This window comes from Helicobacter sp. 12S02634-8, assembly GCF_002272865.1.
Lineage (GTDB): Bacteria > Campylobacterota > Campylobacteria > Campylobacterales > Helicobacteraceae > Helicobacter_J.
The window spans coordinates 67,821-93,411 of sequence record NZ_MLAP01000001.1 but is presented as its reverse complement, the minus strand read 5'-3'; the positions used below and the strand labels follow the sequence as shown (position 1 = coordinate 93,411).

Annotated in this window: 19 protein-coding genes; 9 read left to right on the top strand and 10 right to left on the bottom strand. The window is 41.8% G+C overall.

Features of this window, described 5'->3' with window-relative positions:
* The first annotated feature begins 60 nt into the window (after positions 1–60).
* Positions 61–2,607 (top strand): flagellar hook-associated protein FlgL, encoded by a 2,547-nt coding sequence (flgL, locus tag BKH46_RS00460; protein WP_095224852.1) that lies wholly within the window; start codon positions 61–63, stop codon positions 2,605–2,607.
* 345 nt (positions 2,608–2,952) lie between these two features.
* Positions 2,953–3,630: a homeostatic response regulator transcription factor HsrA gene (gene hsrA / locus BKH46_RS00455; RefSeq protein WP_095224851.1), complete on the top strand. Its 678-nt coding sequence runs from the start codon at positions 2,953–2,955 to the stop codon at positions 3,628–3,630.
* 3 nt (positions 3,631–3,633) lie between these two features.
* Here hsrA and BKH46_RS00450 read toward each other — a convergent pair whose 3' ends face one another.
* The gene (locus tag BKH46_RS00450) at positions 3,634–4,659 is read right to left on the bottom strand and encodes an SAM-dependent methyltransferase (RefSeq protein WP_095224850.1); all 1,026 of its coding nucleotides are present in this window, start codon (positions 4,657–4,659) and stop codon (positions 3,634–3,636) included.
* Positions 4,656–5,861 (bottom strand): aspartate aminotransferase family protein, encoded by a 1,206-nt coding sequence (locus tag BKH46_RS00445; protein WP_095224849.1) that lies wholly within the window; start codon positions 5,859–5,861, stop codon positions 4,656–4,658. The genes BKH46_RS00450 and BKH46_RS00445 overlap by 4 nt, the downstream gene beginning before the upstream one ends.
* A 160-nt stretch (positions 5,862–6,021) precedes the next feature.
* Between BKH46_RS00445 and BKH46_RS00440 the strand changes: the two genes are divergently transcribed.
* The 5 genes from BKH46_RS00440 to motB all read left to right on the top strand — a co-directional run bounded on the left by BKH46_RS00440 (position 6,022) and on the right by motB (position 9,475).
* Positions 6,022–6,633, top strand: coding sequence for an MBL fold metallo-hydrolase (locus BKH46_RS00440; protein WP_095224848.1), 612 nt, complete (start codon positions 6,022–6,024; stop codon positions 6,631–6,633).
* 15 nt (positions 6,634–6,648) lie between these two features.
* A complete protein-coding gene (locus tag BKH46_RS00435; RefSeq protein ID WP_095224847.1) occupies positions 6,649–7,428 on the top strand; it encodes a HesA/MoeB/ThiF family protein in 780 nt (259 codons plus the stop codon).
* Positions 7,425–7,835, top strand: coding sequence for a M67 family metallopeptidase (locus BKH46_RS00430; protein ID WP_172402508.1), 411 nt, complete (start codon positions 7,425–7,427; stop codon positions 7,833–7,835). Before BKH46_RS00435 ends, BKH46_RS00430 begins: the two co-directional genes overlap by 4 nt.
* A 62-nt stretch (positions 7,836–7,897) precedes the next feature.
* The gene (motA, locus tag BKH46_RS00425) at positions 7,898–8,668 is read left to right on the top strand and encodes a flagellar motor stator protein MotA (RefSeq protein WP_095224845.1); all 771 of its coding nucleotides are present in this window, start codon (positions 7,898–7,900) and stop codon (positions 8,666–8,668) included.
* A gap of 12 nt (positions 8,669–8,680) precedes the next feature.
* Positions 8,681–9,475: a flagellar motor protein MotB gene (motB, locus tag BKH46_RS00420; protein WP_095224844.1), complete on the top strand. Its 795-nt coding sequence runs from the start codon at positions 8,681–8,683 to the stop codon at positions 9,473–9,475.
* On the opposite strand, the gene BKH46_RS00415 is transcribed toward motB, so the two are convergent.
* The 6 genes from BKH46_RS00415 to BKH46_RS00390 all read right to left on the bottom strand — a co-directional run bounded on the left by BKH46_RS00415 (position 9,472) and on the right by BKH46_RS00390 (position 17,362).
* Positions 9,472–10,197 carry an MnmC family methyltransferase gene (locus BKH46_RS00415; protein ID WP_095224843.1) on the bottom strand — a complete coding sequence of 242 codons (726 nt, stop codon included), beginning with the start codon at positions 10,195–10,197 and terminating at the stop codon, positions 9,472–9,474. The two genes, motB and BKH46_RS00415, sit on opposite strands and share 4 nt — an antisense overlap.
* The gene (gene guaB / locus BKH46_RS00410) at positions 10,197–11,642 is read right to left on the bottom strand and encodes an IMP dehydrogenase (protein WP_095224842.1); all 1,446 of its coding nucleotides are present in this window, start codon (positions 11,640–11,642) and stop codon (positions 10,197–10,199) included. The genes BKH46_RS00415 and guaB overlap by 1 nt, the downstream gene beginning before the upstream one ends.
* Positions 11,639–13,009 (bottom strand): Asp-tRNA(Asn)/Glu-tRNA(Gln) amidotransferase subunit GatA, encoded by a 1,371-nt coding sequence (gene gatA / locus BKH46_RS00405; RefSeq protein ID WP_095224841.1) that lies wholly within the window; start codon positions 13,007–13,009, stop codon positions 11,639–11,641. Before gatA ends, guaB begins: the two co-directional genes overlap by 4 nt.
* Positions 13,010–13,076: 67 nt before the next feature.
* Positions 13,077–13,670, bottom strand: a complete 594-nt coding sequence (gene coaE, locus BKH46_RS00400) for a dephospho-CoA kinase (RefSeq protein WP_095224840.1) — start codon at positions 13,668–13,670, stop codon at positions 13,077–13,079.
* A 1-nt stretch (position 13,671) separates the two neighbouring features.
* Complete coding sequence (locus BKH46_RS00395) at positions 13,672–14,466, bottom strand: spermidine synthase (protein WP_095224839.1); 795 nt, start codon at positions 14,464–14,466, stop codon at positions 13,672–13,674.
* Between the two features lie 115 nt (positions 14,467–14,581).
* Positions 14,582–17,362 (bottom strand): DNA translocase FtsK, encoded by a 2,781-nt coding sequence (locus BKH46_RS00390; protein WP_253248263.1) that lies wholly within the window; start codon positions 17,360–17,362, stop codon positions 14,582–14,584.
* 168 nt (positions 17,363–17,530) lie between these two features.
* Here BKH46_RS00390 and BKH46_RS00385 point away from each other — a divergent pair, with 168 nt between their 5' ends.
* On the top strand, positions 17,531–18,994 hold the full coding sequence (locus BKH46_RS00385; protein WP_095224838.1) for a hypothetical protein: 1,464 nt from the start codon (positions 17,531–17,533) through the stop codon (positions 18,992–18,994).
* Here the strand turns inward: BKH46_RS00385 and BKH46_RS00380 are convergent.
* Positions 18,991–21,291: a PD-(D/E)XK nuclease family protein gene (locus tag BKH46_RS00380; RefSeq protein ID WP_095224837.1), complete on the bottom strand. Its 2,301-nt coding sequence runs from the start codon at positions 21,289–21,291 to the stop codon at positions 18,991–18,993. The two genes, BKH46_RS00385 and BKH46_RS00380, sit on opposite strands and share 4 nt — an antisense overlap.
* Positions 21,292–21,303: 12 nt before the next feature.
* Positions 21,304–23,268 (bottom strand): transketolase, encoded by a 1,965-nt coding sequence (tkt, locus tag BKH46_RS00375; protein WP_095224836.1) that lies wholly within the window; start codon positions 23,266–23,268, stop codon positions 21,304–21,306.
* 198 nt (positions 23,269–23,466) lie between these two features.
* On the opposite strand from tkt, the gene BKH46_RS00370 reads away from it, so the two are divergent.
* Positions 23,467–25,575: a TonB-dependent receptor gene (locus BKH46_RS00370; RefSeq protein WP_095224835.1), complete on the top strand. Its 2,109-nt coding sequence runs from the start codon at positions 23,467–23,469 to the stop codon at positions 25,573–25,575.
* Positions 25,576–25,591: the final 16 nt, after the last annotated feature.

Here is a 25,591-nt window from a genome sequence, read left to right as displayed (position 1 = left end):
TGCTTGATTCCTCCAAATAGGTGCAAATAGTTCTAAACCAATCATAAAAGAGGTCTTTGTATGCGTATCACTTTTGGGACAAAATACAATCAAATGAATTATTACCAAAATGTCTTGCAAAACAAACTCAATGATATGAATACCAAAATCGCCTCAGGACTCAAAATCCAATATGGCTACCAAGATAGCAGTATCAATAACCAAAACCTAAAATTAGAATTTGAAAAAAACACGCTCGACCAAGGCATTGATGTCGCCCAAGACGCCCATACTTCTACTCTCAACACCGATAAATCCCTCAGCGAGCTCTCTGAAACAATGCGACAATTCAAAACAAAGCTCATACAAGCTGCCAACGATATCCACTCCCCCAACTCTCGAGAAGCAATTGCAAGCGATTTAGAAAAGCTCAAAGACCATATGATTAATATCGCTAATACCTCTATCGGTGGAGAATTTCTCTTTGGCGGGAGTAAGGTGGATAGACCCCCTTTTGATACTCAAGGCAACTACTTTGGCAATGATGAAAAGCTCAATGCCCTCATCAGCTCTAACAATCTCGTTCCCTACAATATTACAGGGCATGAATTGTTTTTTGGCAGGGATTCAGACAAGCAAAAAATCATCACTTCAAATATCAAAATGCTCAACCAAAGCAAACTGCACCCTGATGTGATGGACGCTATCAACAAGACCAACCCCTCGCAAGAAGTTTATATCAAGCCTGAAGATACCTTAAGAGATCTCATCGGAGATAATGACAACGATACCACCAATGACCCCAAAGAATATTTTTATCTCCAAGGTATCAGACCTGATGGCTCGAATTTCAAGGCAAAATTTGCTTTTGACAAGGCTTACAAAAATCCAGAAAACGCCACCAAAGTAGCTGATTTACTCACTCAAATTGGTAAAGAATTTGGCAACACGCCGCAAAATAAAGTAGTCGATGTATCTTTAAACACTTGGGGGCAGATCGAAATCAGAGATCTCAAGCCCGGCAATGCAACCATTGATTTCCACCTCATCTCCAGCGATACAGACGCAGATAATCTCGATGATTTAAGGGCGAGTGGAGCTAGGATCACATCTTTTAATAAAAGCCCCTTTCTCACCGACAAAGGGCTCTCTCATATCCAAGGTATCAGCGATAACTATGATTTCAGGTTTGTCAGAATCCCCACAGCCTTTATCGCACAAGACAACACCCCAGCAAACAAAAACACCAAGCTTTCTGAAATCTTTGACCCCAAAGCAACCACGCTCCAAATCGATGGCACACGCCCCAACCACGAAGATGGCACGATCAACACAGAGCCCATAGAGCCGCTCTTGATTGATATTGAGCACAGCACAATGGGCGATTTGATGGATCAAATCAAAGAGCATTTTGGCGGGGATCTTGAAGTGGAGCTTGCTAATGGTAGGATCAGCATTGTTGATAATCATGTGAAAAATCAAGCCCACGATAGCAAAACACCTCCCTTTGATGGCGAGCACGGCTTGAGTATCTCATTTGCGACCTTTGATGCAAATGGTCTCCAAACCGATGCGATCCCCACAGACTATGAAAATGAATATGAAAAAACATACTTCACCCAAAAAGGTGCTTCACTTTTTGGAAATATTTCACAGACCCTAGCCGATGGGAGTGGCTTTGCTACCCCTGAAACCAAGCTCTCAGAAGTCGCAGGAGGGAGCATGCAAGGGCAATCTTACACCCTCAAGCTCAAAGATCACAACGGACTCCCGCTAGAAGCACAGATTATTTTTGATACCAAAGGCAGCTACCTCAAGCTCCCTAGCAAAACCCCCAATCAAGCTGCATATATTATCCCTCTCTATAATCCCCACGATAAGCCCCCAGCCATCAGTATCACCCCAGCAGATGAGGTCACTTACCAGCAATTGATGGACGCTATGAGTATTGCGCTCAACTATAGCAATCAAGACCAAAAAGCCTACTTGCAAGCCCAAAATGCAAACAACACACCCACTCAAGCCAATAAAGACGCTTATGAAAAGCTGCTAGCAAGCGCTAAAGGGGTATTCTCGATACAGATGTCTGGAAATGGAAAAATACAAATCCAAGATAATATGCGCTCTTTGACCCAAATGCAATTCATGATGTATAACGACTCTAGCGATGATTTCTCAGCCCAAGCTATCAAAAATGACACTTCGGGGATTCGGCTTAATGCCAACAATGCCTTGAGTATCGATCAGCCTGATATTAATTTCTTTGAACAGATTGATGATATCATTGATTCAGTCAGACGAGGGATTTACCGACCTGATAATTTTGGCAATGTCTATACCAATGATATGAGAAGATTAGGCATACAAAATGGCTTGAGTGCCTTTGAGCATTTGAGTGATCATATCGAAAAAATGATCGCTCTCAATGGCGCACATAGCAAGACATTTGAAAATATCATCAGAAGAAATGAAGTCTTAAAAGTCCAAGTGGATTCTATCAAGGGCGAAGTGATTGGGACAGACTTGGCAGAAACCTATAACAAATTTTCCAACCTCACAACAAACTACAACGCCGTGCTCTCTTCTACAAGCCGTATCAATCAGATGTCTTTGGTTAATTATTTGTAACTTATTATAGTATTTGTTTGATTTTTAGAAAGCTACCCCACAAGGGGGATAGCCATAGATAGTATATTATAATTCTTCAATAACTTAACAAAACAAAAAAGGAGATCGATGCACAAAATCAATTACGAGTAGAGAAAGGAGGGGGAGGTGACTCTACTCTTATGTGCATCTGGCCAAACTAGTTTCAACTAAATTTGGTTGTTGGGATTCTATAAACGAAAAGTATATATTTAGTTAACAAGCATAGGAATTTATAAATTTTGTGCTTATCTGTTTAATTTAATCTAAAACTGTGCTATAATCTGACACTTTAAACATAATCTCTTAAGCTCAAGGATCGACAAGATGCGTATTTTAATCATAGAAGATGAGTCCCCTCTAGGCAAGCCTGTTTCTGAGGTTTTGACTAAGCATAGCTACCAGACTGATATAGCAGAAAATCTCAAAGATGGTGAATATTATATAAGCATCAGAAACTACGATCTCATTTTGATCAATTCACAGCTCCACGATGATGAAAGTATCAATATTATCTCCCAAGTCAAAGCAAAATATCCTTGTGTCCCTATCATTATGCTTGCCCATAAGCCCAAGCCCGAACAAGAAGTCCAAGCCTTCAAAGCTGGTGTTGATGATTTCATCGCTAAGCCTTTTGATATCAATGTTTTGCTTGCAAGAATCGAGGCAAGACTGCGTTTTTGGGGGTCAAGCATTATAGAAATCGAAGATCTTATCATCAACCCCGATGAAGAGAAAATCACCTATAAAGGCAAAGAAATTGAAGTCAAAGGCAAGCCCTTTGAAGTGCTCACACATCTAGCTAGACATCGCGATCAAATCGTATCTAAAGAACAGCTATTAGACGCTATCTGGGAAGAGCCTGAGCTTGTGACGCCTAATGTCATTGAAGTTGCTATCAATCAAATCCGACAAAAGATGGATAAACCACTCAATATTTCCACGGTCGAAACAGTGCGTCGCAGAGGTTATCGCTTCTGCTATCCCAAACAAGCACAGGAGTAGTCCTTATAACCCCTTTTTCCCGCCTTCAAACCCTATCAGATAAAATCTCTCGCCAAGCCCTGTAGGACTGATTAAAGTCTTGATTTTAGACACTTCTCTCAGATAGTGTTGGTAATCTGTGCTTGCAGCAAATTTTTCTAGCAACTCTCCCAAGCCCAAATCCACCAAAGCCCGCATTTGGGGTGCAAAGAATATGCGTTGTGCTCCATAAGATTCAAAAATATCTGCAATCAAAGCAAAATCCACATCATAAGTGATATCAGATTGTTGATAAAATCTCTTCAAGTCTTTTTTGATATCTGTAAAATTATAGACACAATGGTTTTGATAAGCTCGCAAATTAATATCTTCCCGAACTCCCCACTGCCCATAATCAAAAGCCAAAAATCTCCAAGCCTTAGCTGCTTGAAGCTTTGAAAGCAGCAAAGAAATGAAGCTCTCCAAATAGATAGGCAAAAGACCTTGTGCCATAGGATAGATATCAAGCAACGCACACGCCTCTTGAGAAAGCTCCCCCCAAGATAACTGATGGCAATGGGTATCTGTATGCACATAAGCCATCTTTTTATCCATAATCACCTCACAAGCAAAGGCATCAAACAACTCATTGCAAAAGACAAATGCACTTTCTGAATCCCTCAAATTGAGTGCGTGCAAATCTTTGAATACCTGAAGTTCTAAGCCTGTCTGCTTCAAAAAGTTTGCCTTTTGCACCAAGGCCTTTTCCTCAAGAGGTTCAATACTGATAAATTCACAATGAGGTATCACACCATCAGAAAGGGCGATCAAAAATTCTGCCACATCACCGATCAAATACCCCCTATCAGCACCTATTTCGATGATTTTCAAAGGCAAGCCCAGCTTTGCGCTCTCTAAAAGCCCTAGCAAGTGGTATGCAATACTCCCGCCAAAAAATTTACTCACAGAAACTGAAGTATAAAAATCCCCGCCCTTACCCACAACAGCATAGCGATAATACCCCTCCTTGCCATAAAGCCACTCTTGCATATAAGCACTAAAGGCAATCATAACTTGCGACACGCTTCTTTGAGTCGATAAAAGCCCTCTGTGATCTCCTCTTTTTGGATACTCAAAGGGGGCAAAAAGCGCACAACATTTTTGCCTGATTTTAAGATCAAAAGCCCCATATCAAAGGCTTTATCGATCACATTTGCTTGGATCTGGCTATCTTTTGCTACCAAACCACACATCAAGCCAATCCCAACTCTTTTTTCAAAAAGCCTAGGGAAAGCATTGAGTATGCCCTCTAGCTCTTGGTTGAAATGCTCAATTCTCTTTGTGAGTCTACCTGTTGTGTATTCTTCTTCTAAGATTTCTAGCACACAAAGCCCTGCTTGCGTAGAGAGGAAATTCCCCCCAAATGTGCTGCCGTGATCGCTGGGCTCAAACACATCTTTGAGGGCACTCAAAGTAGCTCCTATAGGCACTCCACCTCCCAAGCCCTTAGCTGTGGTGATGATATCAGGGCTAATCCCATAGACCCCAGAAGCAAAGATTTCACCACTCCGAAACACCCCACTTTGGACTTCATCGACCATCAAAAGGATATTTTGCTTTTTGAGAAACTCTGCAAGCTCTTGGATCTCTTGTTTATCCATAGGCAAGATCCCTCCCTCGCCTTGTATCAGTTCAATGAGCACCCCACAAGTCTTCTCATCAATCACACGATAAATATCAGCGATATTTTTAGCCCGCACAAATCCATCTAAAAGGGGTGCAAAATGTGTATGCATTTTATCTTGACCTGTGGCTGTGAGTGTGCTGATTGTCCTGCCGTGAAAGCTTGATTCTAAAGTCACGATTTTATACCGATCCATTTTGCCATCTTTTTCGCCAAACTTCCTAGCGATTTTGATCGCACATTCATTGGCCTCTGCCCCACTATTGCTAAAAAACACGCGCATATCATAGCCAGAGAGCTCAATGAGCTTTTTTGCCAAAAGGGCTTGTGGCTCTATGAGATAGAGGTTAGATAAATGGATAAGATCCCTAGCTTGCTTTGCGATCACATCTGCTAATCGCTCATTCCCATGCCCCACACTACAGACCCCAATCCCACTGCCAAAGTCTATAAACTCCCTAGAACAAGGCGTATAGAGCTTAGCATTTTTGCCATAGGCAAAACGGATCTTTTTGCGTGCATAAGTGTGCAAAACATACTGAGCGTCTATATCCATCAAGTCATCAATTTTATAGTTTTTATCAAACATCACAAACCTCCTATGCTGATACTGGGCGTATCTCTTAAAATTTTACTACTTTTATGCCCGATATTTATAAAATCCATACTAAATATGCGATAAAATTGTTTTATATTTTCTTTCAAATAAGGCTGATTGAGCGCAACGCAAATCGATTGCAAGGACACTGATGGAACTACTCATACAAGCATTTGGTCCCCCACAGACAAATTGCTACATACTCAAAACCCCCAGTGGTGAGCTAATCATCGACCCAGGTATTGGCGCGAGTCAATGGGTGCTTACTCATATCAAAACTCCTCTGGCTATCTTGGTCACCCACGGGCATTATGACCATATTTGGAGTCTTGCAGAGCTCAAATCCCACCTACCCCACACACCCATATACTCCCCCAAAGAAGATGCGTTTATGCTCTCTACAGACTGCTTTGAGATAGGATTGCCCCCTTGCGCGGCTGATCATCTCATCAAAGGACAAAAATCCTGCACTTCTTTTGAAATATCGGGCATACCCATCAAATATTGGCATTTTCCTGGTCATACACCTGGTTGTTCGATCATTGAAATTGATGATATGATTTTTAGTGGTGATTTTATCTTTTATCGCTCCATTGGACGCTATGATTTCCCTTATTCTAGCCCTGCTGATATGAAGGAATCACTTTTGCGCTTCCAAACTCTCCCCTCCCAAACAGACAAGACCATCTACCCAGGGCACGGGCAAAAGACCACATTATTTGCCGAGCAAGCCAACGCAGGTTTATGGCTGCAAAGACTTTAACACAAGGAGCTCATGATGACACTCACTCAAGACCAAAAAGAACGTTACCTCAGACACATTATGCTAGAAGATGTCGGGGAGTATGGACAGATAAAGCTACTCAATTCTAGCGTGCTTATCATCGGTGCTGGAGGGCTTGGATCGCCCAATGTGCTATATCTTGGGGCTGCGGGTATCGGCAGGATTGGTATCATTGATTTTGACCTTGTTGAAATCAGCAATCTCCAAAGACAAGTTATCCACACCACTCAAGAAATCAGCACCCCCAAAGTCCAATCTGCAAAAAACACTATCGCAGCCCTCAATCCTGATGTGAAAGTAGAAACTTATTTTGAAAAATTTAGCGCTGCTAATGCCCTAAAAATCATCAGTCAATATGACTTCATCATCGATGCTACAGATAATTTTGCAGGCAAATTCCTCATTAACGATGCTTGTATCCTAGCTAATAAGCCTTATTCACACGCTGGCGTGCTCAAATATCAAGGCCAGACCATGACAATCCTCCCCCATCAAACTTCCTGCTTTGCTTGTGCTTTTGATACCCCCCCACCCACAGAGCTCAATCCCATCTTTCGAGCAGGGCTTTTTGGGGTGATACCAGGGCTAATTGGCTGTATCCAAGCTGCTGAAACCATCAAATTTTTACTTGGTATTGGCGATTTGCTCACGAACAAACTTTTGAGTATTGACGCTAAAACAATGCAATTCAGAAAGATAAATGTTTCTAAAAACCCTCATTGCAGAGTTTGCGGACTCAATGGTATCCAAGAGCTCAAAGACTACCCCCAGTGATCTGCCTTTCTCAAAAGCTCTATGAAAATCTGCTAGATTATGCCATTGCTTGTGTGCCTTATGAGTGTTGTGGATATTTATTAGGTCAGCACGATAGCCTAAAATGCCTCAATCAAGTCACACAAATATGCAAAATCCCAAATATCCATACCGACCCCAAACATTTCTTTTGGCTCGCCCCTGATGGGCAGTTAGAAGCCCTCAAAGAAGCCAAGAGCCAAGGGCTTGAAATCATTGGTATCTTCCATTCCCACCCCACAAGCCCTGCTTATCCCTCACAAGAAGACCTCAAATATATCTATGACTCCAGACAAAGCTACTGCATTATATCACTAACCCCCAACCCCTATATGGCTTCATTCCGCATTGAAGGCAAGAAAATCTATAGGGAAAATATAAAGTTTTAAGTTTTCTGCTCGATTCTTGGGTATAATTTGAGCAAAATAAATCAAATACTGATGGAAAAAATATGGATCTTTCGACATTACTAGGTATGTTTTTAGCTCTCCTTGCTATCTCTGTTGGTGATATTTTGGAGGGTGGGAATCCACTGCATATTGTCCATCTGAGCTCTGTGATTATCATCGTCCCTACGACTTTGTTTTCTGCGATGACAGGGACACACGCACGTTTTGTCAAAGCAGGCTATAAAGAGCTCAAAGTGGTCTTTTTAAACTCTAAAGTCAATCTCAATAATGTCATCAGACAGCTTGTAGAGTTCGCTACTATGGCAAGAAAAGATGGTGTCTTGTCCTTGGAAGCAAAGGCTGCGCAAGTCGAAGATGATTTCACGCGCGAAGCCCTCTCAATGATTATCGATGGCAAAGACGCAAAGGCAGTGCGTGAAGATATGGAAGTTCAGATCGAAGAGCTCGAAGAATACTACCACGGAGCAGCCCATTATTGGATACTTGCAGGTGAATCTGCGCCTACTTTTGGTCTAGTCGGGGCTGTTATGGGTCTAATGCTCGCACTCCAAAAGCTAGACAACCCCGCTGAAATGGCAGCTGGGATTGCAGGGGCTTTCACAGCAACGGTGACAGGGATTATGTGCAGTTATGCGATATTTGGCCCTTGGGGCAATAAGCTCAAAGCCAAATCAAAAGACATCATCAAAGAAAAAATTGTCGTGCTCGAAGGGGTCGTGGGGATTGCCAATGGCGATAATCCCAGAAGCCTAGAAGCAAAACTCTTGAGCTTTTTAGGGCCTGATGAGCCAAAAATCTCTCAATTTGAATAGGACTTTTTGAAAATGGCAAAGAAAAAGAAAAATGCCGAATGCCCTGCTGGTGAGAAATGGGCAGTTCCTTATGCTGATTTCTTGTCTTTGCTTTTAGCACTTTTCATTGCTCTATATGCTATCTCTGCGACTAATAAAGCAAAAGTAGAAGCCTTAAAGACAGAATTTATCAAGATCTTTAGCTCAGTAACCAAGCCTGAAACCATACAGCCTGTAATCCCTATCCCACCTAATCCGGGCGAAAGAACTGAAGAAACTGATGGCAATAAACTCTCCCAATCCCAGCAAACCTCTTCTTCTGTAGCCATAGAAAATATCGCGCAGCTTGAAAATATGATCGAAGAGGGGGGCGTGCTCGAACAAGTCGAACAAGGCGTTGTGCTCCAACTCCCTGCGAATCTTCTTTTCAAGCCCGCAGAAGCTAATATCTCTAGCAGTGATATGATGATGTATATCAAACGCATTGCCCAAATCATCAAAAAGCTCCCCCCACAAGTCAATATTGATGTCAGGGGCTACACAGATAACACGCCTTTGCCTAAAACTTCAATGTTTAAAGACCATTATGAGCTAGCAGCCATGCGTGCTGCGAGCGTGATGAAGGAATTGATCCAAGATGGTATCTCACCTGATCGCATATCCTTTTCTTCTTATGGCAAATACAAGCCCTTAGCCCCTAATGATTCTGTAGAAAATAGACTCAAAAACAATCGTGTAGAAATATATCTCTCTACCGATCCCAACAACATCAAACAAATCCAATCTATCCTAGACAAGCACCCCCAATCCAAAGCTCCCTCCAACTAAACATCAATCCTGTTTTGATTCCATATCTGTATTGATGGGCTTTGTGGGAGGGCTTGCTTGCATAAAAGTGTGCTTTTTCTTGTGTATGAACTCGCATATTTATAGACCAAAAAGCCCGCTTTCTGCGCGCGTGCTAGAGTGGCTTGATGGGTAGAATAGGTCGTGATGATTACAGAGAGATGTGTGATCTTAAAAAGCTCCGAAAAATACTCCAAACTCCATAATTCAGGATTGGCCTTAGGGCTAAAGGCGTCTTGATAGATAATATCGATACTTTGGGGCTCAAAACTCTGCAGATACTCCCTCGCATCGCCCAAAAATAGCTCCAAGCTTATGTGAGGCGTGATTGTAGCTTGCCCTTTTGCGCTCAGCATAGCAATGATTTCTCTGATATTGACCCCACGCAACGCATAAGGATACTCCAAGCCCAAAATCTTCTCAAACACACTTCTATCTTTTTCGGGTGTAAAAATCTTTATCTGCCCTTGATAGCCCATTTTTATGTATTGTGCGATGGTGGTAAAAGTATTATATCCCAGACCAAAACAAATATCTAAAATATTTAGGCTGGGCTTATGCAGTGCGTTTGCAAATAAAATCGGAGGTAAAATGTGCTTATGGAGCGTTTCTGTATAAGCCCCATCTTTTAGGCTATGGTAGCATTGATTGAACTCTTGATTAAAAAGAGTCAAACTACCATCACAGCTTAAAATCCCCTCCATTATCCGTGGTAATTGGGAGCTTCTTTGGTGATATCTACATCATGGACATGGGATTCTCGAAGCCCTGCAGAAGTGATCTCAACAAACTCAGCATTTTCCCATAAAGATTGGATATTTTTGCTCCCCAAATAGCCCATTGAAGAGCGCAGTCCGCCTACGAGTTGATGGATCACATCTGCGATTTTCCCACGATAAGGCACCCTGCCCTCAATCCCCTCAGGGACAAGCTTTTCTTGTGCTGTGCCCTCTTGGAAATATCTATCTGAACTGCCCTTTGCCATCGCGCCGATACTCCCCATACCCCGATAGCTTTTATACTGCCTGCCTTGAAATATCATCGCATCTCCGGGCGATTCTTCAGTCCCAGCAAGCAAACTCCCAATCATCACCGAAGAAGCCCCTACAGCAAGCGCCTTAGCCACATCGCCTGAATACTTAATCCCCCCATCAGCAATAATAGGCACATCGTGTTTGAGCGCTACATCAGAACAACCATCAATAGCAGACACTTGGGGCATACCCACGCCCGCGACAATTCTTGTCGTGCAGATACTCCCTGGACCAATGCCGACTTTGACTCCATCAGCCCCAGCGCTGATGAGGTCTTGAGTGGCTTTGGGAGTAACGACATTGCCTACAATCATATCGATAGAAAATCGATTCTTGATATTTTCTAAAGTCCGAATCACATTGATAGAATGCCCGTGCGCACTATCTAAAACAAGCACATCTACCCCTGCTTGTATCAAGGCCTCAGCCCTATCTAACTGCCCCACACCAATCGCTGCGCCCACCCTAAGGCGCCCCAGCTCATCTTTATTGGCATTGGGATATTCGATACGTTTTTGGATATCTTTGATAGTAATCAGACCTTTCAAGATATTTTTGTCATTGACAATGGGGAGTTTTTCGATCCGATGGCAGTGCATGATTTCTCTGGCTTCTTCAAGGCTGATACCCACAGGAGCTGTGATTAAAGGGGCTTTTGTCATCACATCGCCCACCTTTTTACTCAAATCTGTTTCAAAGCGCACATCTCGATTGGTCAAAATCCCTATCAACAAACCATTTTCATCAACTACAGGCACGCCAGAAATTTTATAATTATCTGTGATGACTTTTGCATCAGCTAAGCTTCTGTTTGCTTGGATATAGATGGGATCTGTGATGATACCACTCTCACTTTTTTTAACCTTTTTGATTTCAGAAACTTGAGAGGCTATATCCATATTCTTATGGATAATGCCTATCCCCCCTAATCGCGCCATTGCAATGGCTGTCCTGTATTCAGTCACTGTATCCATCGCTGCACTGACAAAGGGAATATTTAAGGCTATGTTTCGGGTGAGTTTGGAGGTGATGGATACTTCTTTGGGTAATACCTCTGAATAGCCTGGGACCAACAAAATATCTTCAAATGTCAAAGCTTTTTGTATCAATTTCATCTTTTCTCCTGATCAAAGTTTATCTCCAAGACTTGCTCAAGTCCATAAGCTGCGTCTAAAATACTCTGTTCATCAAAATCTCTGCCTATGAGCTGCATTGCAATGGGTAAGCCCTCTTTGGATTTAGCCACAGGCAAAGAGATTGCAGGCAAGCCCGCTAGATTCACGCCAATTGTATAAATATCACTCAGATACATCGCCAAAGGTGAGTGCATACTGCCAAATTTAGGAGCGACACTAGGAGCGATGGGTGAGAGGATCATATCAGTATCTTTAAAAATCTCTGCATACTGCCCCTTGATGAGTTGCCTTATTTTTTGAGCCTTGAGATAATACGCATCATAATAGCCGCTGCTGAGGACAAAATTTCCTAGCATAATGCGCCTTTTGACCTCTTCGCCAAAGCCCTCACTCCTTGTTTTGATGTATAAATCTTTGAGATTTTCGGGGTGTTCTGCTCGATTGCCATAGCGAACACCATCAAAACGCGCGAGATTTGAGCTCGCTTCTGCTGTGCAGATGATGTAATAAGCTGAAATATGATAATGTGTATCGAGCATTGTTTTAGAGATGATTTGATGTCCCATTGATTCGATTGTTTTTATCGTATCTTGATAGGCTTTTTGGATCTCTAAATCAGCGTCTTTGAGATAATCCTCCAAAATCGCCACTTTAAAGCGCCTATCCCCATCGAGTTTAGAAAAAGTTTGTGCTGCCTTTAGGGGGCTTGAAGTAGAGTCTTTTTTGTCATGACCACTGATTGTATCAAACAATATCGCACAATCTTCGACATTTTGGGTGATAGGCCCTATCTGATCGAGGCTAGAGCTATAAGCAATCAATCCATAGCGGCTCACTCTGCCATATGTGGGCTTAAGCCCCACGCAACCACAAAACCCCGCGGGCTGCCTGATAGAACCTCCTGTATCACTCCCTAAAGCTGCGATCGCCAAGCCCCCCGCAACTGCAGCAGCACTCCCTCCAGAACTCCCCCCAGGCACTCTTGAAATATCTCGTGGATTTTTTGTCCGCCCATAGCAGCTCGATTCTGTCGTGCTCCCCATAGCAAACTCGTCCATATTCGCCCGCCCAAATGCGCACATACCATTTGCGTGCAAATGTTCGATCACACTCGCGTGATAAGGGGCTATATAACCTTTGAGGATTTTGCTCGCACAAGTGATTTCCCAATCTTTGACATTGATATTGTCTTTGACTAAAATCGGCACGCCCGTATGTGTGCTCTCTGTGGGCTCATCGATATAGGCGTTGAGTTCGATATTGGCTTTGACTTTTTCTTTGATTTGGGATTTGATCTCTTGGAGTGCTTCAGGGGGGAGGGAAAGGGCTTTTTTAAGGGTTATCATCAATATACTCCGTGATAGATGGATTTATTTGGATAATTATAAAACTTTATTGCTTATAAAAAGCATTTCAGCTGAGTGTATGCAGAAATTTTTCAACTTCTTTTTGCAGAGCTTTGAGATCTTGAGAATTGATGAGGATATAATCACTCTGGAGTTTTTTATGCTCGATATCCATCTGAGCAGCAAGCCTTTGGCTGGCTTCTTCCTTGCTGAGGGTATCTCTAGCCATAATCCGCATGCATTGTATCTCATAGGGAGCATAGACAAGCACGACCTTTTTGACCCCATATCGCTCCCTCCCCCCTGTTTCAAAAAACAAAGGAATATCCAAAAAATAATACTTTTGATGTCCCTCGAGCTCTTTGGCACAAGAGAGGATTTTTTGATGGATTTGCGGGTGTAAAAGCCCCTCAAGCTTCTTCCTAGCGTTTGTATCAGTAAAAATGAGTTTGCCTAATTTTTTTCTATCAATCTTGCCATCTGTATCTAAAATTGCCGTAGAAAAGTGCTCTATCAAAGCTGCTTGATTTGCCTCTAGCAAGGTGTGGGCAATTTTGTCTGCGTCAATAGTGGTATAGCCATAGAGTGCGAGCATACTTGAGACCGTGCTTTTCCCCGAGCCAATACCTCCTGTGAGTGCGATGGCATATTGCAAACTCATTTTAATTTTTCACAATACCCTTGAGTTTATTAGCCAAGGCTTGGGGCAGACTGAAAGCACTCTGATGGATATCAGCGTTATAATATTTAAGCCCCTCAAGCATATCAATTTTTTGCAGCAACATATCTGCTGTAGGGTGGTATCGCTTAGAAGCAAACACAAATCCCCTATCTGTTAGAATCGACAAAGGCGCAAAAAACGGCATGACAATATCAAAAAACGCACCCGTTTCTGCGATACTTGCTTCAAAACTCTCAAACTCCAACAAAGGGTGCTTGGTGAAAAATACTAATATCCCCTCTTTGCTCAACATTCTTTGTATGCCATCTATCTCGTGCTTATTGGGTCGATGTTGGCAAACAATCACATCATATTTTTTGACATCTAAATCTAGGGCTTTATGGTGTCTTTTGAACCGACAATGCGTGCTTACAGAGGAAAAATTAGGCAAAAAGCTAATGAGAGAATCAAGGACTTTATCATCATTTTGAACAAAATCCACACACAACCCCTCGTGCTTGAGGGCTTGTGCGGCAATCTCTAGGTCAAACCCACCTAATATCAGCATATTTTTAGGATCAGGGTGGGAGCAAAGAGATAAATGTGCATAGAGCTCACTTTCGATATAAAGATATTTTTTTAGCATGATAAAACTCTCATCAATCATCGCTATCTGGTCAAAATCATTGCTCTGGAAAATCTCAAGCACATGCTCGGGACTTCTGACATCAAGCAGTTTAGTGTCTATGGTGTATTCTTGGCGAAAGTTTGGGCTTATCTGTCTAGTGATCCACATAATTATCCTTCAATCTTTAAATTTATTGTATTGTATGATTTAAAATATTAGTTAAAAATATATAAAAACAAACTTTTATACTAGCAACTCCCATCGCTCTATCAACTATGGTATTTTATATGCCAACAATCTCTCTGACCCCTTTGGAATTGGGCTCTGAGAGAAAGCCTTGGTTTTGAAGCTCTTCAACAACAGAAGCGGCCTTGTTATAGCCCACGCCTAATCTTCTTTGCAAATAACTGATAGAAGTTTTTTTATCTTGGAGGATAATTTTTTTAGCTTCCATAATCAGATCACCCCCCTCAGATGTGATGACAGGTAGGGCAACCTCTGCTTCATCGAGCAAAAAATCCTTACTATAGATAACTTCTCTTTGTGCTTTGATGTATTCTACTATCTCTTCTATCTCTTCTTCAGAAGCCCAAGGAGCGTGCAAACGCACCACCCCGCCAATACCGGGGGGCGTAAAAAGCATATCCCCCCTGCCAAGCAGACTTTGAGCCCCCTCAACATCAAGCACCACTCGAGAATCTATCTTAGAGCCGACTTTGAAGCTGATCCTTGAGGGGAGATTGGTCTTAATGAGTCCTGTAACGACATCAACACTAGGGCGCTGCGTCGCTACAATCAAGTGCAAGCCCGCTGCCCTCCCCATCTGAGCAATCCTTGCAATCGGAAATTCTGCTTCCTTGCCCCCTGTCATCATCAAATCAGCCAGTTCATCAATAATAATCACCAAAAACGGAAAGACTTCAAGCCCCTCTGCCTTGGCCTTGGGGTTGTATTTATCGATATTTTTTGTCTTGCACGCACTCATCAATTTATAACGCCTTTCCATTTCATTGACCGCACTCACAAGGGCTGCGATCGCCTTTTTGGGATTGGTGATGATGGGTGTGAGTAGATGGGGTATATCAGCATACATACTGAACTCAACCATTTTAGGGTCGATCATAATGAGCTTGAGATTATCAGGAGAATTTCTAAAAAGCAGCGATAAAATCATCGCATTAACGCCCACACTCTTCCCGCTTCCTGTTGTCCCTGCAATGAGGAGATGGGGGAGCTTTTTGAGGTCAGTGATGAAGGGATTCCCCACGATGTCTTTTCCTAAGGCAAGTGTGAGGGGTGAAGCAGAGTTTTCAAACAATTCACTCTCTAAAATCTCTCGGAGATAAATCGTATCTGTCTTGGCATTAGGGATTTCAATCCCCACGACATCTTTTCCGGGAATAGGGGCTTGTATGCGGATTGACTGCGCACAAAGTGCCATCGCTAAATCATCGCCTAATGTCAGTATCCGACTCACTTTCACATTGGGCGCAGGGCGGAATTCAAAAGTTGTTACAATCGGCCCTGAATAAGTCCGCGCAATATCGCCATCGATTTTAAACATTTTGAGTTTTGAGAGCAGGTCTTGGATTTTCTTATCGATTTCATTTTCATCAACCTGCAAAGACTGGGGCTTGGGCTTTTGGAGCAGCTGTGTGCTAGGGAGTTGATAATCTTTGGGCTTCTCCACCTCGCCAAAATCAAGCTCCTCTAAAAGCTGCTTGTTTTCAGCAAGCTCTTTTACAATCAAAGGTCGGGGCTTAAACACTGCTCCATAGCCATTATCAGAAGCTAAAGGCTCAAAACAATATTGATGTGTTTGCTGAGAGGGGTTTTTATGCGCGCTAGGCTCTACTGCGCTTGGGGGCGTATCAAGATAAGAGCTGCTTGGTGAGAGAGAGATGTCAATTTCTTGAGAGTCTTGAGATTGGGACTTTGGCTCTTGAGAGTCCCGATAATGGGACTCTAGCTCTTGAGAATCCTGATATTGTGAGCTTCGGGCGATTTGTGATGTTTGAGAGATGGGGGACAAAGAAGTTTCAGAAAGAAAATCAGAGGTGTTGATACTCCGAGGATTGCTGTCATTTTTTTGTCGTTCAAGCACCCTGCCCTCTGCTGTTTTTAGAGTGATTTGGTCTTGAGGGCTTTGGGGCTGCTTGCTTTGGGTAGAAAAATCTATGCTAGTGTGAGGGGGCTTTTTATGACTGGGGGCTTTTTGGGGGTTGGGGTTTTCTTGGAAATGGCTTGCATTAAGTTCTTCAAAAAACTTCTTACTTCGCTCTAAAATACGCTCCACATTGACCTCTAGCACCTCTCCGACCTCGCTAGGATCAACCAAACGCACCATATCTGTGTATTTTTTTTCTTCATATTCTTTATTGGGTAAAGGCACGCAGCTCACTTTGACCTTGCTCTCATTAAAAGGGATTTCTGGAGGCGGGGTCTGTGGGGAGTTTTGGTGTGGTTTTTCTTGTAAGTTTGCTTGAGGGGCTGATTTTTGGAGGGCTTCTTGGGATAATGATTCTTGGAGCTCTAATTTTTGGCGTAATGACTCTTGGTGTAATGATTCTTTTGGCAGCTCTTGATGTGTTTGCTTGGAGGGATTCCACTCGGGGATTTCTTTTTGAGTAGAGGGCGTAAAGAACTTTTTGAGCTCTGTCAATGGAAGATTTTGCGCCATATTTTTTATACGCATTAATGTGTGGGTAATGCCCTTGTAGAGCGATTTAGAGAGAAATAAAAAATTACTAGGAAAAAGCATTGCATAAGAAGTGACTAAGCCGATTAAAATCAGCACACACACACCCAAAAGCCCAATAAATGGATATAAAAAATCCAAAATCACCCCACCTATTTTGCCCTTTTGCAAAATGAGTGCTTGGAATACTAGCAAAGACAATATACCCAAAATTCCGGCCAAAACAAGCTCTGTCTTACCCCAATCAGAGAGAGTTTCTCTATAGCAAAGATAAGCAGGATAGATCAAAAACAGCAGATAAAAATACGCCAAATAGCCAAAAAACTCCATATTGATACGCGCAAAGATAGCTCCAAAATTACCCACAAGACCCGTGCTGCCAAATATATTAGCGATAGATAGAAAAATAAGTATTGCAGAAAAAATCACAAATAGATATAATTTTTTAATAGTTCTGTCCTCACAAGGTGGCAATTTTATTTCAAATTATAGCATATGTAGAGCTATGGCAACAACCATAATTTAGGATTCAAAATGCACGGAAAGATTATCAGATACTCCATATCCATAGGATCAGGAGTTGTCACAAACGCATCAAAAAAAATATTTGAACTCCGCAAAGAAAGCTGGCACGATACGAGATTTTTGCCCGCTGTGGGTATGTATGTAGAGTTCAGATGCGATAGCAATGGATATTCTATCACCGACGCCAAAGCCTCCAACTACCAAGACTTCCCCCCTGAAGCGCTCATCAAAGAAATTGACTTTTGGAAAACTGATACCGATGAAGAGCTCAAGCAAAAAGAACAAGATTTGCAAAATCAAATCACCCAAAAAATATACAAAGAAACCAACTATGCCACACTCAGAGCCATTGCAGCGAGCTCTTCAGTCCAAGACTGCCTCAAAGAATATTTTGCAAGAGAGTTCAACACTATCAAATTTATCCTAGAAGATAATGACACCCAACACAGTTCAAAAATCAACTATCTCTCCACCAAACGTTTTTTACTCAAGGCAATGGATTATCTAGTTTTCACCGATAGAAATATCACAATGGATACCTTTGCAAGCGATTTACAAAAGCTCAATAAACTTGAATATTCCTATAAAAACTTTACTAAAAATAAAAATATTAATTTTGAAAAGATATATGAAAGTTGCTTTTTAGACTTGCAATATAACTATCGAGGGGCTATCAAGGCGATTTTAAGCACGAAAGAAAAAATCCTCCAGCTCAACAACAAAATCAAAGGGAGTATTTATGAAATCAAGCAGATAAAAACAAAGCTTGAAAATAAAAAAAATGATGAAAAAAATCTCCATACCAAGCTTGAGAGTATCAAACTCACCATCAAAAAGTCCGAAGAAGAAATCAGTGCCCTTAGGCAAACGCTCCAAAATCTCACGCATTTATCAGAAGAATTTAAACGCGAGCATTTTTTGACCTTTAAGGCTGTATTCAAGAGATTCTATGAACTGCTTATCAATAAAACGATTGAAGCGATGGATATTTGTGCGAGTAGTTTTGATGATAAGATTTGGAAGCTAGGTATGGGATCTATGGCTATCAAAAATATGTTTTTTAAGCACAATATCAATGAATCTTATTGTGCGATGACCTTTTTGGGGCAATATTTGCGGCGTTTGGATAAGAACAAGCTCAGTGAAAACGAAAAAGCGACCTATAATTACTATTACCAATACAAACAAACACACGAAAAAAAATTCTTGATTTTTACCACCAATCAAAAGCTTGAAATGGCGCTAAAAATCCAGATTATGTCGCTTTCTAAAAACTATAGCGTCATGATTGTCAAAAAGGACGGGGAGTTTTACACCCATATCAACCAGCAAAAATTCGAGCTAGGCTATATCGACCCGTATGTGGATGCTGATATCAAGCAGCTGATTGAAGAGGCAAAAAGCTCAAAATACAATACCGATACACGATTTGCCATCGTTTCAAAAGAGCAAATTGCCACGCTCAAAGACTAGATTTCCACACCGCAAATATCCTTAAATGGGCAATATCCGCAGGTTTTTTTATCTTCTGTCATCACAAAATCAATCTCGCTATTAAAAATCTTGAGCTTTTCTTGCAAAAGCTCTGTTTTTTGCTCCAAAGTTTCTTCTTCTCTGAGTTGATGTTTTTCATTTTTCAAATCATAAAAATACGCACGCACATCTTGAGAATACCCCAGAGCCTTTGCTCCATAAAAATACACAGGCATTTGAAAATCACAGCTATCGGCCAATTGTGCCTCTGTATCGACCTTAAAGCTTGATTTGTATTTATAATCAAGCAGGGCAATATGCCCATTATGCGCATCGATTCTATCGATCTTGCCCTTAAAAGTAAAACCTCCTATTTGGGTGATAAAACTCACTTCACAGCCCAAGACCTTCATGCCCTCATCTGCGCGATTTTTCTCAATACGCCAAAACCTCTCGAGGTCTTTGAGGGCTAGCTGGAGATTGAGTCTTTCTGTGGCTTTGAGTGTTTGATTTTGTTCAGATTTTTGCAAAATTTCTTGTTTGATAGACTCAACATCTGGAGTTTGATTGATATATTTTTTATAGCCATCACAAAGCAAAGTATGCAAAAGAGTGCCGATATTAGCATCAGGACTTTTGGGCTCTTTGAGCTTTTGGATAAATTTAAGATAAAACTTCCTTTTGCAGCTCAAAAAGTCGCTTAATTTTGATGCTGAAAATTCAAAGTCTTTAGGAATAGTCCCTAAAAATTGATCTTTTTGGTATGGCTTTTCTTGATTGAAAGGGAAAATTCTATAACACCCATCGCCATTTTTGATACCCTCTGCAATGCCTAATTCATCAAGCATTTTGCAATATGATGTGTCCTCAGAATTGACATAAGCAATGCTGATTTTTTGTGTGTTTTCAAAAAGCTGGAGATAATAGTGCTTCTGCAAGTCTTGCTTGTCTTTTAATGTGGGTATTTGGAGGGCTTTTCTGATACGCGTGTTTAAAAACATATCGCTGTCATTGAGATTGGGGACAAATTTATCATTAAAATCCACCACAACCACCTCTTCAAAACACAGCCCCCTAGACTCCAAAACCCCCATAACCTTGATTTTACCCCCACTGACATTATCAATCCTAAAAGCCCTCAAATCCAAAATATAAAGCTCCAAAATCTCTGCAGGCAAAAACTCTGAAAAACTTGGCGCAATCCTTTCATAATCAAGCAAAATTTTTGAGTGAAAATCCCAGAATAAGTCTTTTTCACCGCTAGTTTCAAGCAGCTCTTGCGTGTAGTGTGTGAGCCATTGGAGTGGGTTTTCTTCTTTGTGTATGGGGGCTTGCTTGAGTGCTTTGAGCCTTTCTTGAAGCAAGGCAAAATACGCACAATTCTCAATCCCCTCACCCATAGCAAAATTCAAATTACCATATCGATCCAAAAGCTTGAGATACTCAGAAAAATCCTCGCTGGGCGTGATGATAGCAAATCTTTCAGGTGGTGTGGGAGATGTTAGCCATTGATCAATGCGTTCAAAAACCAAAGAAGCTTGAGAAAGCCGAGAAGCAAAGCTAAATACCTCGATATTGAGGTCTTTTTTGATAGGGATTTGCTCTAAGATTTCAGAAGTCTTGAGATTGATTTTATAGCAAAACCCCTCTTGCAATGGGGCTTTGAGAAAGCCAAAATGCCCTTGATTATACCGATCGCACTCTATATGCAAAAACACATCTAAAGACTCTGAAACTTTGTCTAAAATTTTTTTCTCTTGTGCGTTCAAAAAGCCATCTAAATAGAATTCCACGCAAGAAAATCCATCAAAAAAGCCCTCTAAAATCTCATACTCCCCGCCTCTACCTAAAATATCAAAAAATCCATACTCTTGGAGCTTTTGAGTGTATTGTTTATAGATTGTAAGCAAGATATTTAGATACTCTTCATAATCCCCATAAGTGTCTTTGAGCGGGATTTCTTTGAGATTAATATCAAAAGCTGTGAGTTCATCAAAAAATTCAAACAAAAATGAGCTACTCTCCAAATAACCTAAAAAACTTTTTTCAAACACCAAGCGATATTCAAAATCATCTCTGGCTTCTGCCATCTTAGCAATAATCTCTAGCAAAAAAACCTTGCGAATATTTTTAGGGATTATCTGCTTTCCAGAAACACTCACCACATTTCTAAAAAACTCGCTCGCACTCAAAGCCACGGGCAAAAACCCCTCCCCACACTCCCGATAAAATCCATTGATCCTTCGCCTTGTAGCAAACACATACAAAGGTGTTTTTTGAGTAAAAAATCCTACCATCAGCACTCTCTTTTAGATTGATTGTTTTAAAGTCAATAGCTTTTTAGCTTCTTGCGCGATATTTTGAGGCTCAAAGCCATAATGTGCAAACAACTCTGAACCCACGCCCGAACTCCCAAAGCTATCCATACACACCACACCATCAGCCCATCGATACCACTCAAGCCCCCTAGCAGCCTCGATAGCAAGCACCTTGCTTTTAGCAAACAAGCTCGCTTGATATGCCTCCCCTGCTTGGGCTAAAAGCTCAAAACAAGGCACACTCACCACACGCACGCCAATCCCCTCATCTTCTAATATCACAGCACTCTTTAATGCCAAAGCCACCTCACTCCCGCTAGCTAGCAATGTGATTTGATGGGTTAGACCTGCGCGCACCTCTTGGAGCAAATACCCTCCCTTAGCGACTTTCTCATATGAGACAGGAGAGAGAATCGGGAGATTTTGACGCGAAAGCACAAACATACTTGGGGCTTGTGCCTTCAAGGCTACTTGCATGCAAGCGATATTTTCATACGCATCAGCAGGACGGAAGACCAAAAGATTAGGCATTGCTCTAAAATGGCTGAGCTGCTCGATGGGCTGGTGCGTCGCCCCATCTTCTCCCACACCGATACTATCGTGTGTGCATACATAAAATATCTTTGTGCGCATGATCGCACTCACTCGGATACTCGCGCTCATATAATCACTGAAAACAAAAAATGTCGCACAAAAGGGCAAAAACAAGCCATAGTTTGCAATCCCATTACTGATAGCCCCCATTGCATGCTCCCTGATACCAAAATGCAGATTTTTGCCATTAGGGAAATCGCCTGTGCCCTCTAGGTGCGTATTGTTTGATGGCGCTAAATCAGCACTCCCACCCATAAAGCCCAAAAGGGATTGTGAAAGGGCGTTTAAAATCTTGCCATTACTCACGCGCGTAGCCATCATCTCGCCTGTCTTAAAAGTCGGATACACGATCCCATCATAATCAGGACACTGCATTGCAGATATTTTTTGCTTCATTTCAGGATTGCAAGCGAGCTTTTGCTCCCAAAGTGTTTGTGCGAGCTCGCCTCTTTCTTTGAGTTGGCTAAAACGCAAAGCCACATCTTCGGGGATAAAAAAGCTCTGCGCTGCATCAAAGCCCAAAGCCTTCTTAGACTCAGCAATCACTGCTGCTCCTAGTGGAGCGCCATGGGTTTTATGGCTACCCTCTAGTGTGAGGGCATTTTTGCCGATAATGGTTTTTGCGATAATGAGCGTGGGTTTTGTAGAGTTCTTAGCTGCAAGCAAGGCTTGATGGATAGAGATAAAATCATGCCCATCACACTCTAAAACTCGCCATTGCTGTGCTTGAAACCTCTGCGCAATATCCTCACTCATCGCTAGCCCCACATCTCCTTCAATAGTAATCGCATTGCTATCATAGATGACAATGAGATTATCCAAGCAATGGTGCCCTGCGATTGAAGCACTCTCATAGCTGATCCCCTCTTGCAAATCCCCATCTCCACACAAACAATACACTTTATGGTCGATAATCTCAGAGCTTAAGATATTTTGAGCATATTTTGCCCCCATCGCAAAGCCCACAGCATTACCCAACCCCTGCCCAAGCGGGCCTGTAGTGATTTCTACTCCCTCAGTATGACCTAATTCTGGGTGACCAGGTGTTTTTGAGCCTAGTTTTCTGAAATTCTTAAGATCTTGCAAACTCACATCAAAGCCCCATAAATGCAGCAAACTATACACCAAAGCACTCACATGCCCCCCGCTAAAGACCAAGCGATCTCTATTGAGCCATTTAGGATCTTTGGGATTGATACGCAAATGCAGCCCTAGCACCACAGCAATATCAGCCAACCCCATGGGAGCGCCCGGATGCCCACTATGTGCATTTTCGACCATATCAGCACACAAAAATCTAATGGTATTGGACATTTTTTCTAACATAAAAAGATCATCGGGTTGGATTTCTTTGACGCACATAACTAGCCTTTTTTTGGTTTTAAAAGATTGATGATGTAATTTTGCCTTGTAAATTTTTAGCAACACATTAAATATAAGAGCTTTTTGAAATTATGCCCCCTCCCCTTATGTGTTTGGAGTAAAAAATTCTTTTAGAGTAGAAATCAAGCCTGCTATTTTATAAAATCAAGAATCATTTTTATTTATCAAAGGATTCTGATGTTATACAAAATAATAAAGTCCCTAAGCCTTGCTTCAAGCTTGGTGTTTGCCTCCAACGCAACACAAACACAAACAGACCAAACGCAAACCCAAGAGCAAAATTATTTGCTCCAAACACAGATTGTTTCTGCAAACAAATTTGACCAAAATCTCAGAGAGATTGATGGCTCCATCGCACTTGTTAATGGCAAAAAGCTTGGTGATCTGAAAATATTTTCCACACAAGATTTAAGCAAAATACTCCCCGGATTTGTCCTCAAAGCCACTGCAGGGCCGGGCTATGTGCTAGGCAGTATTCGGGGGATCTCTAGCACGGATTATTTCAACCCCTCTTTAGTTATCTATGTTGATGGAATCCCTCAAGACCCAGCATTTCTCACACAAGAGCTTTTAGATGTCAAGCGCGTTGAGCTCTTAAGGGGCCCTCAAGGCACAATCTGGGGACAGAACGCCCAAGCTGGCGTGCTCAATATCATCACCAACCCCATCACAAGCAATACCCCACATTTACACGCAAGCACTTCTGTAGGCACCCTCGCTCAAAATGCAATACTCACTGGCTCTGCTCCTTTACTCAAGGATTGGCTCTATGTGGGCGGGAATATCGCTTATCAAGGCTATAGCGGGCAGCTCAAGAGGGAGGGCAGCAACAAACGCCCTGATGATAGCCACGACATCTTAGGCAATCTCTCCATTGCCTTAACCCCCAAAGACTCTGGCTTCCAAGCACTCTTTAAATATTCTATCGACTCTCTACTCAAAGACCACCACGATGGATTTTTTCTCGATAGCAAGGCTTATAAAAGCCTTGAAGTCAGCAAAACTTATCAAATACCAAACTTTTTGCGTGATGTGCAAACTTATGCCTTAAAACTCCAATTTGATTTCAAAAACACTTCACTCACCAATGTCCTCTCCTATCAAGACAGATTTTATAAGCAAGAGCTGTATTATGGGGCGTGGGACGAAAGACGGGGGACTTGGACTGATGAGCTGCGGTTGGTGAGTCAGTATGCAAAAGGCGGGTATTCTATATTTGGATTGTATTTCCAAAATCTCCAAAACAATATCACTATCGCAGACCTAGCTGCACCAAGGCTGCATTTTAGCCCGATTGATGGCAAGACAAAGATTGACAAAAATGTCTTTGCGCTCTATGGTGAGGGCAAAACACCGCAATTTTGGGGCTTTGATTTTACTTTGGGATTGCGATATAGCTTCGATGCTTCCAGAGTGCATTTTAGTGGCAAGGGAGATCCTAGCTATATGCTTAAAAACAAAGATGGGCAAGTGCTAATGGTGGATTATCTCGCACCTTTTAAAAATAGCTATGATTCTAATATCCTCACTCCAAAAGTCGCCCTGGGCTATGATATCAACGCAAATATCCGACTCTATGCCCTCTATCAAAACGGCTATAAAGCAGGGGGCTTTTTCTTCTACACAAGCAAAGAGGGGGACAAAGATATCATCAAACCCGAATACACACAAAACGCTGAAATCGGTATCCATAGCGAATTTTGGGACAATAAAATCTCTCTCAACGCAGCTGCTTATTATATCTACACCACCAACAAGCAAGTCCTCATTGGTATCATCGGTAACCAAACACTCAAAAATATTGGCACAACCGATTCTAAAGGGCTTGAACTTCAAGTCAATCTCTCTCCCATAGAAAGCTTGCAAATATCACTTGGTGGGACTTTTGGGCATTCTAGATATATCAAAGCGATTGATTATATCACCCATACAAGCCTTAAAAACAATACCTTAAGCTATGCCCCTGATATCACGATCAATGCCAACATCGACTGGGCGTTTGTGCGTCTTGCAAAATACAAATTTTTCCTCAATCTCAATGGGAATTTTTACTCTAAAATGTATTTTGATGAGAGCAATACCCTAGCCCAAGACCCCTATGCCCTGCTCGATGCTTCCATTAGAGTGGAAATGAAAAATGGGCTCAATCTCAGTGTGTATGTGCAGAATATTTTCAACCAAAAATACGCAAACTATGGCTATGACGCAGGGAGTCTTGGAGGGGGCAAGCAGCTGATTTTAGGGGATTTGCGTAATATTGGTCTTGGGCTCTCTTATCGGCTATAACACCTCTAAAGTCTAG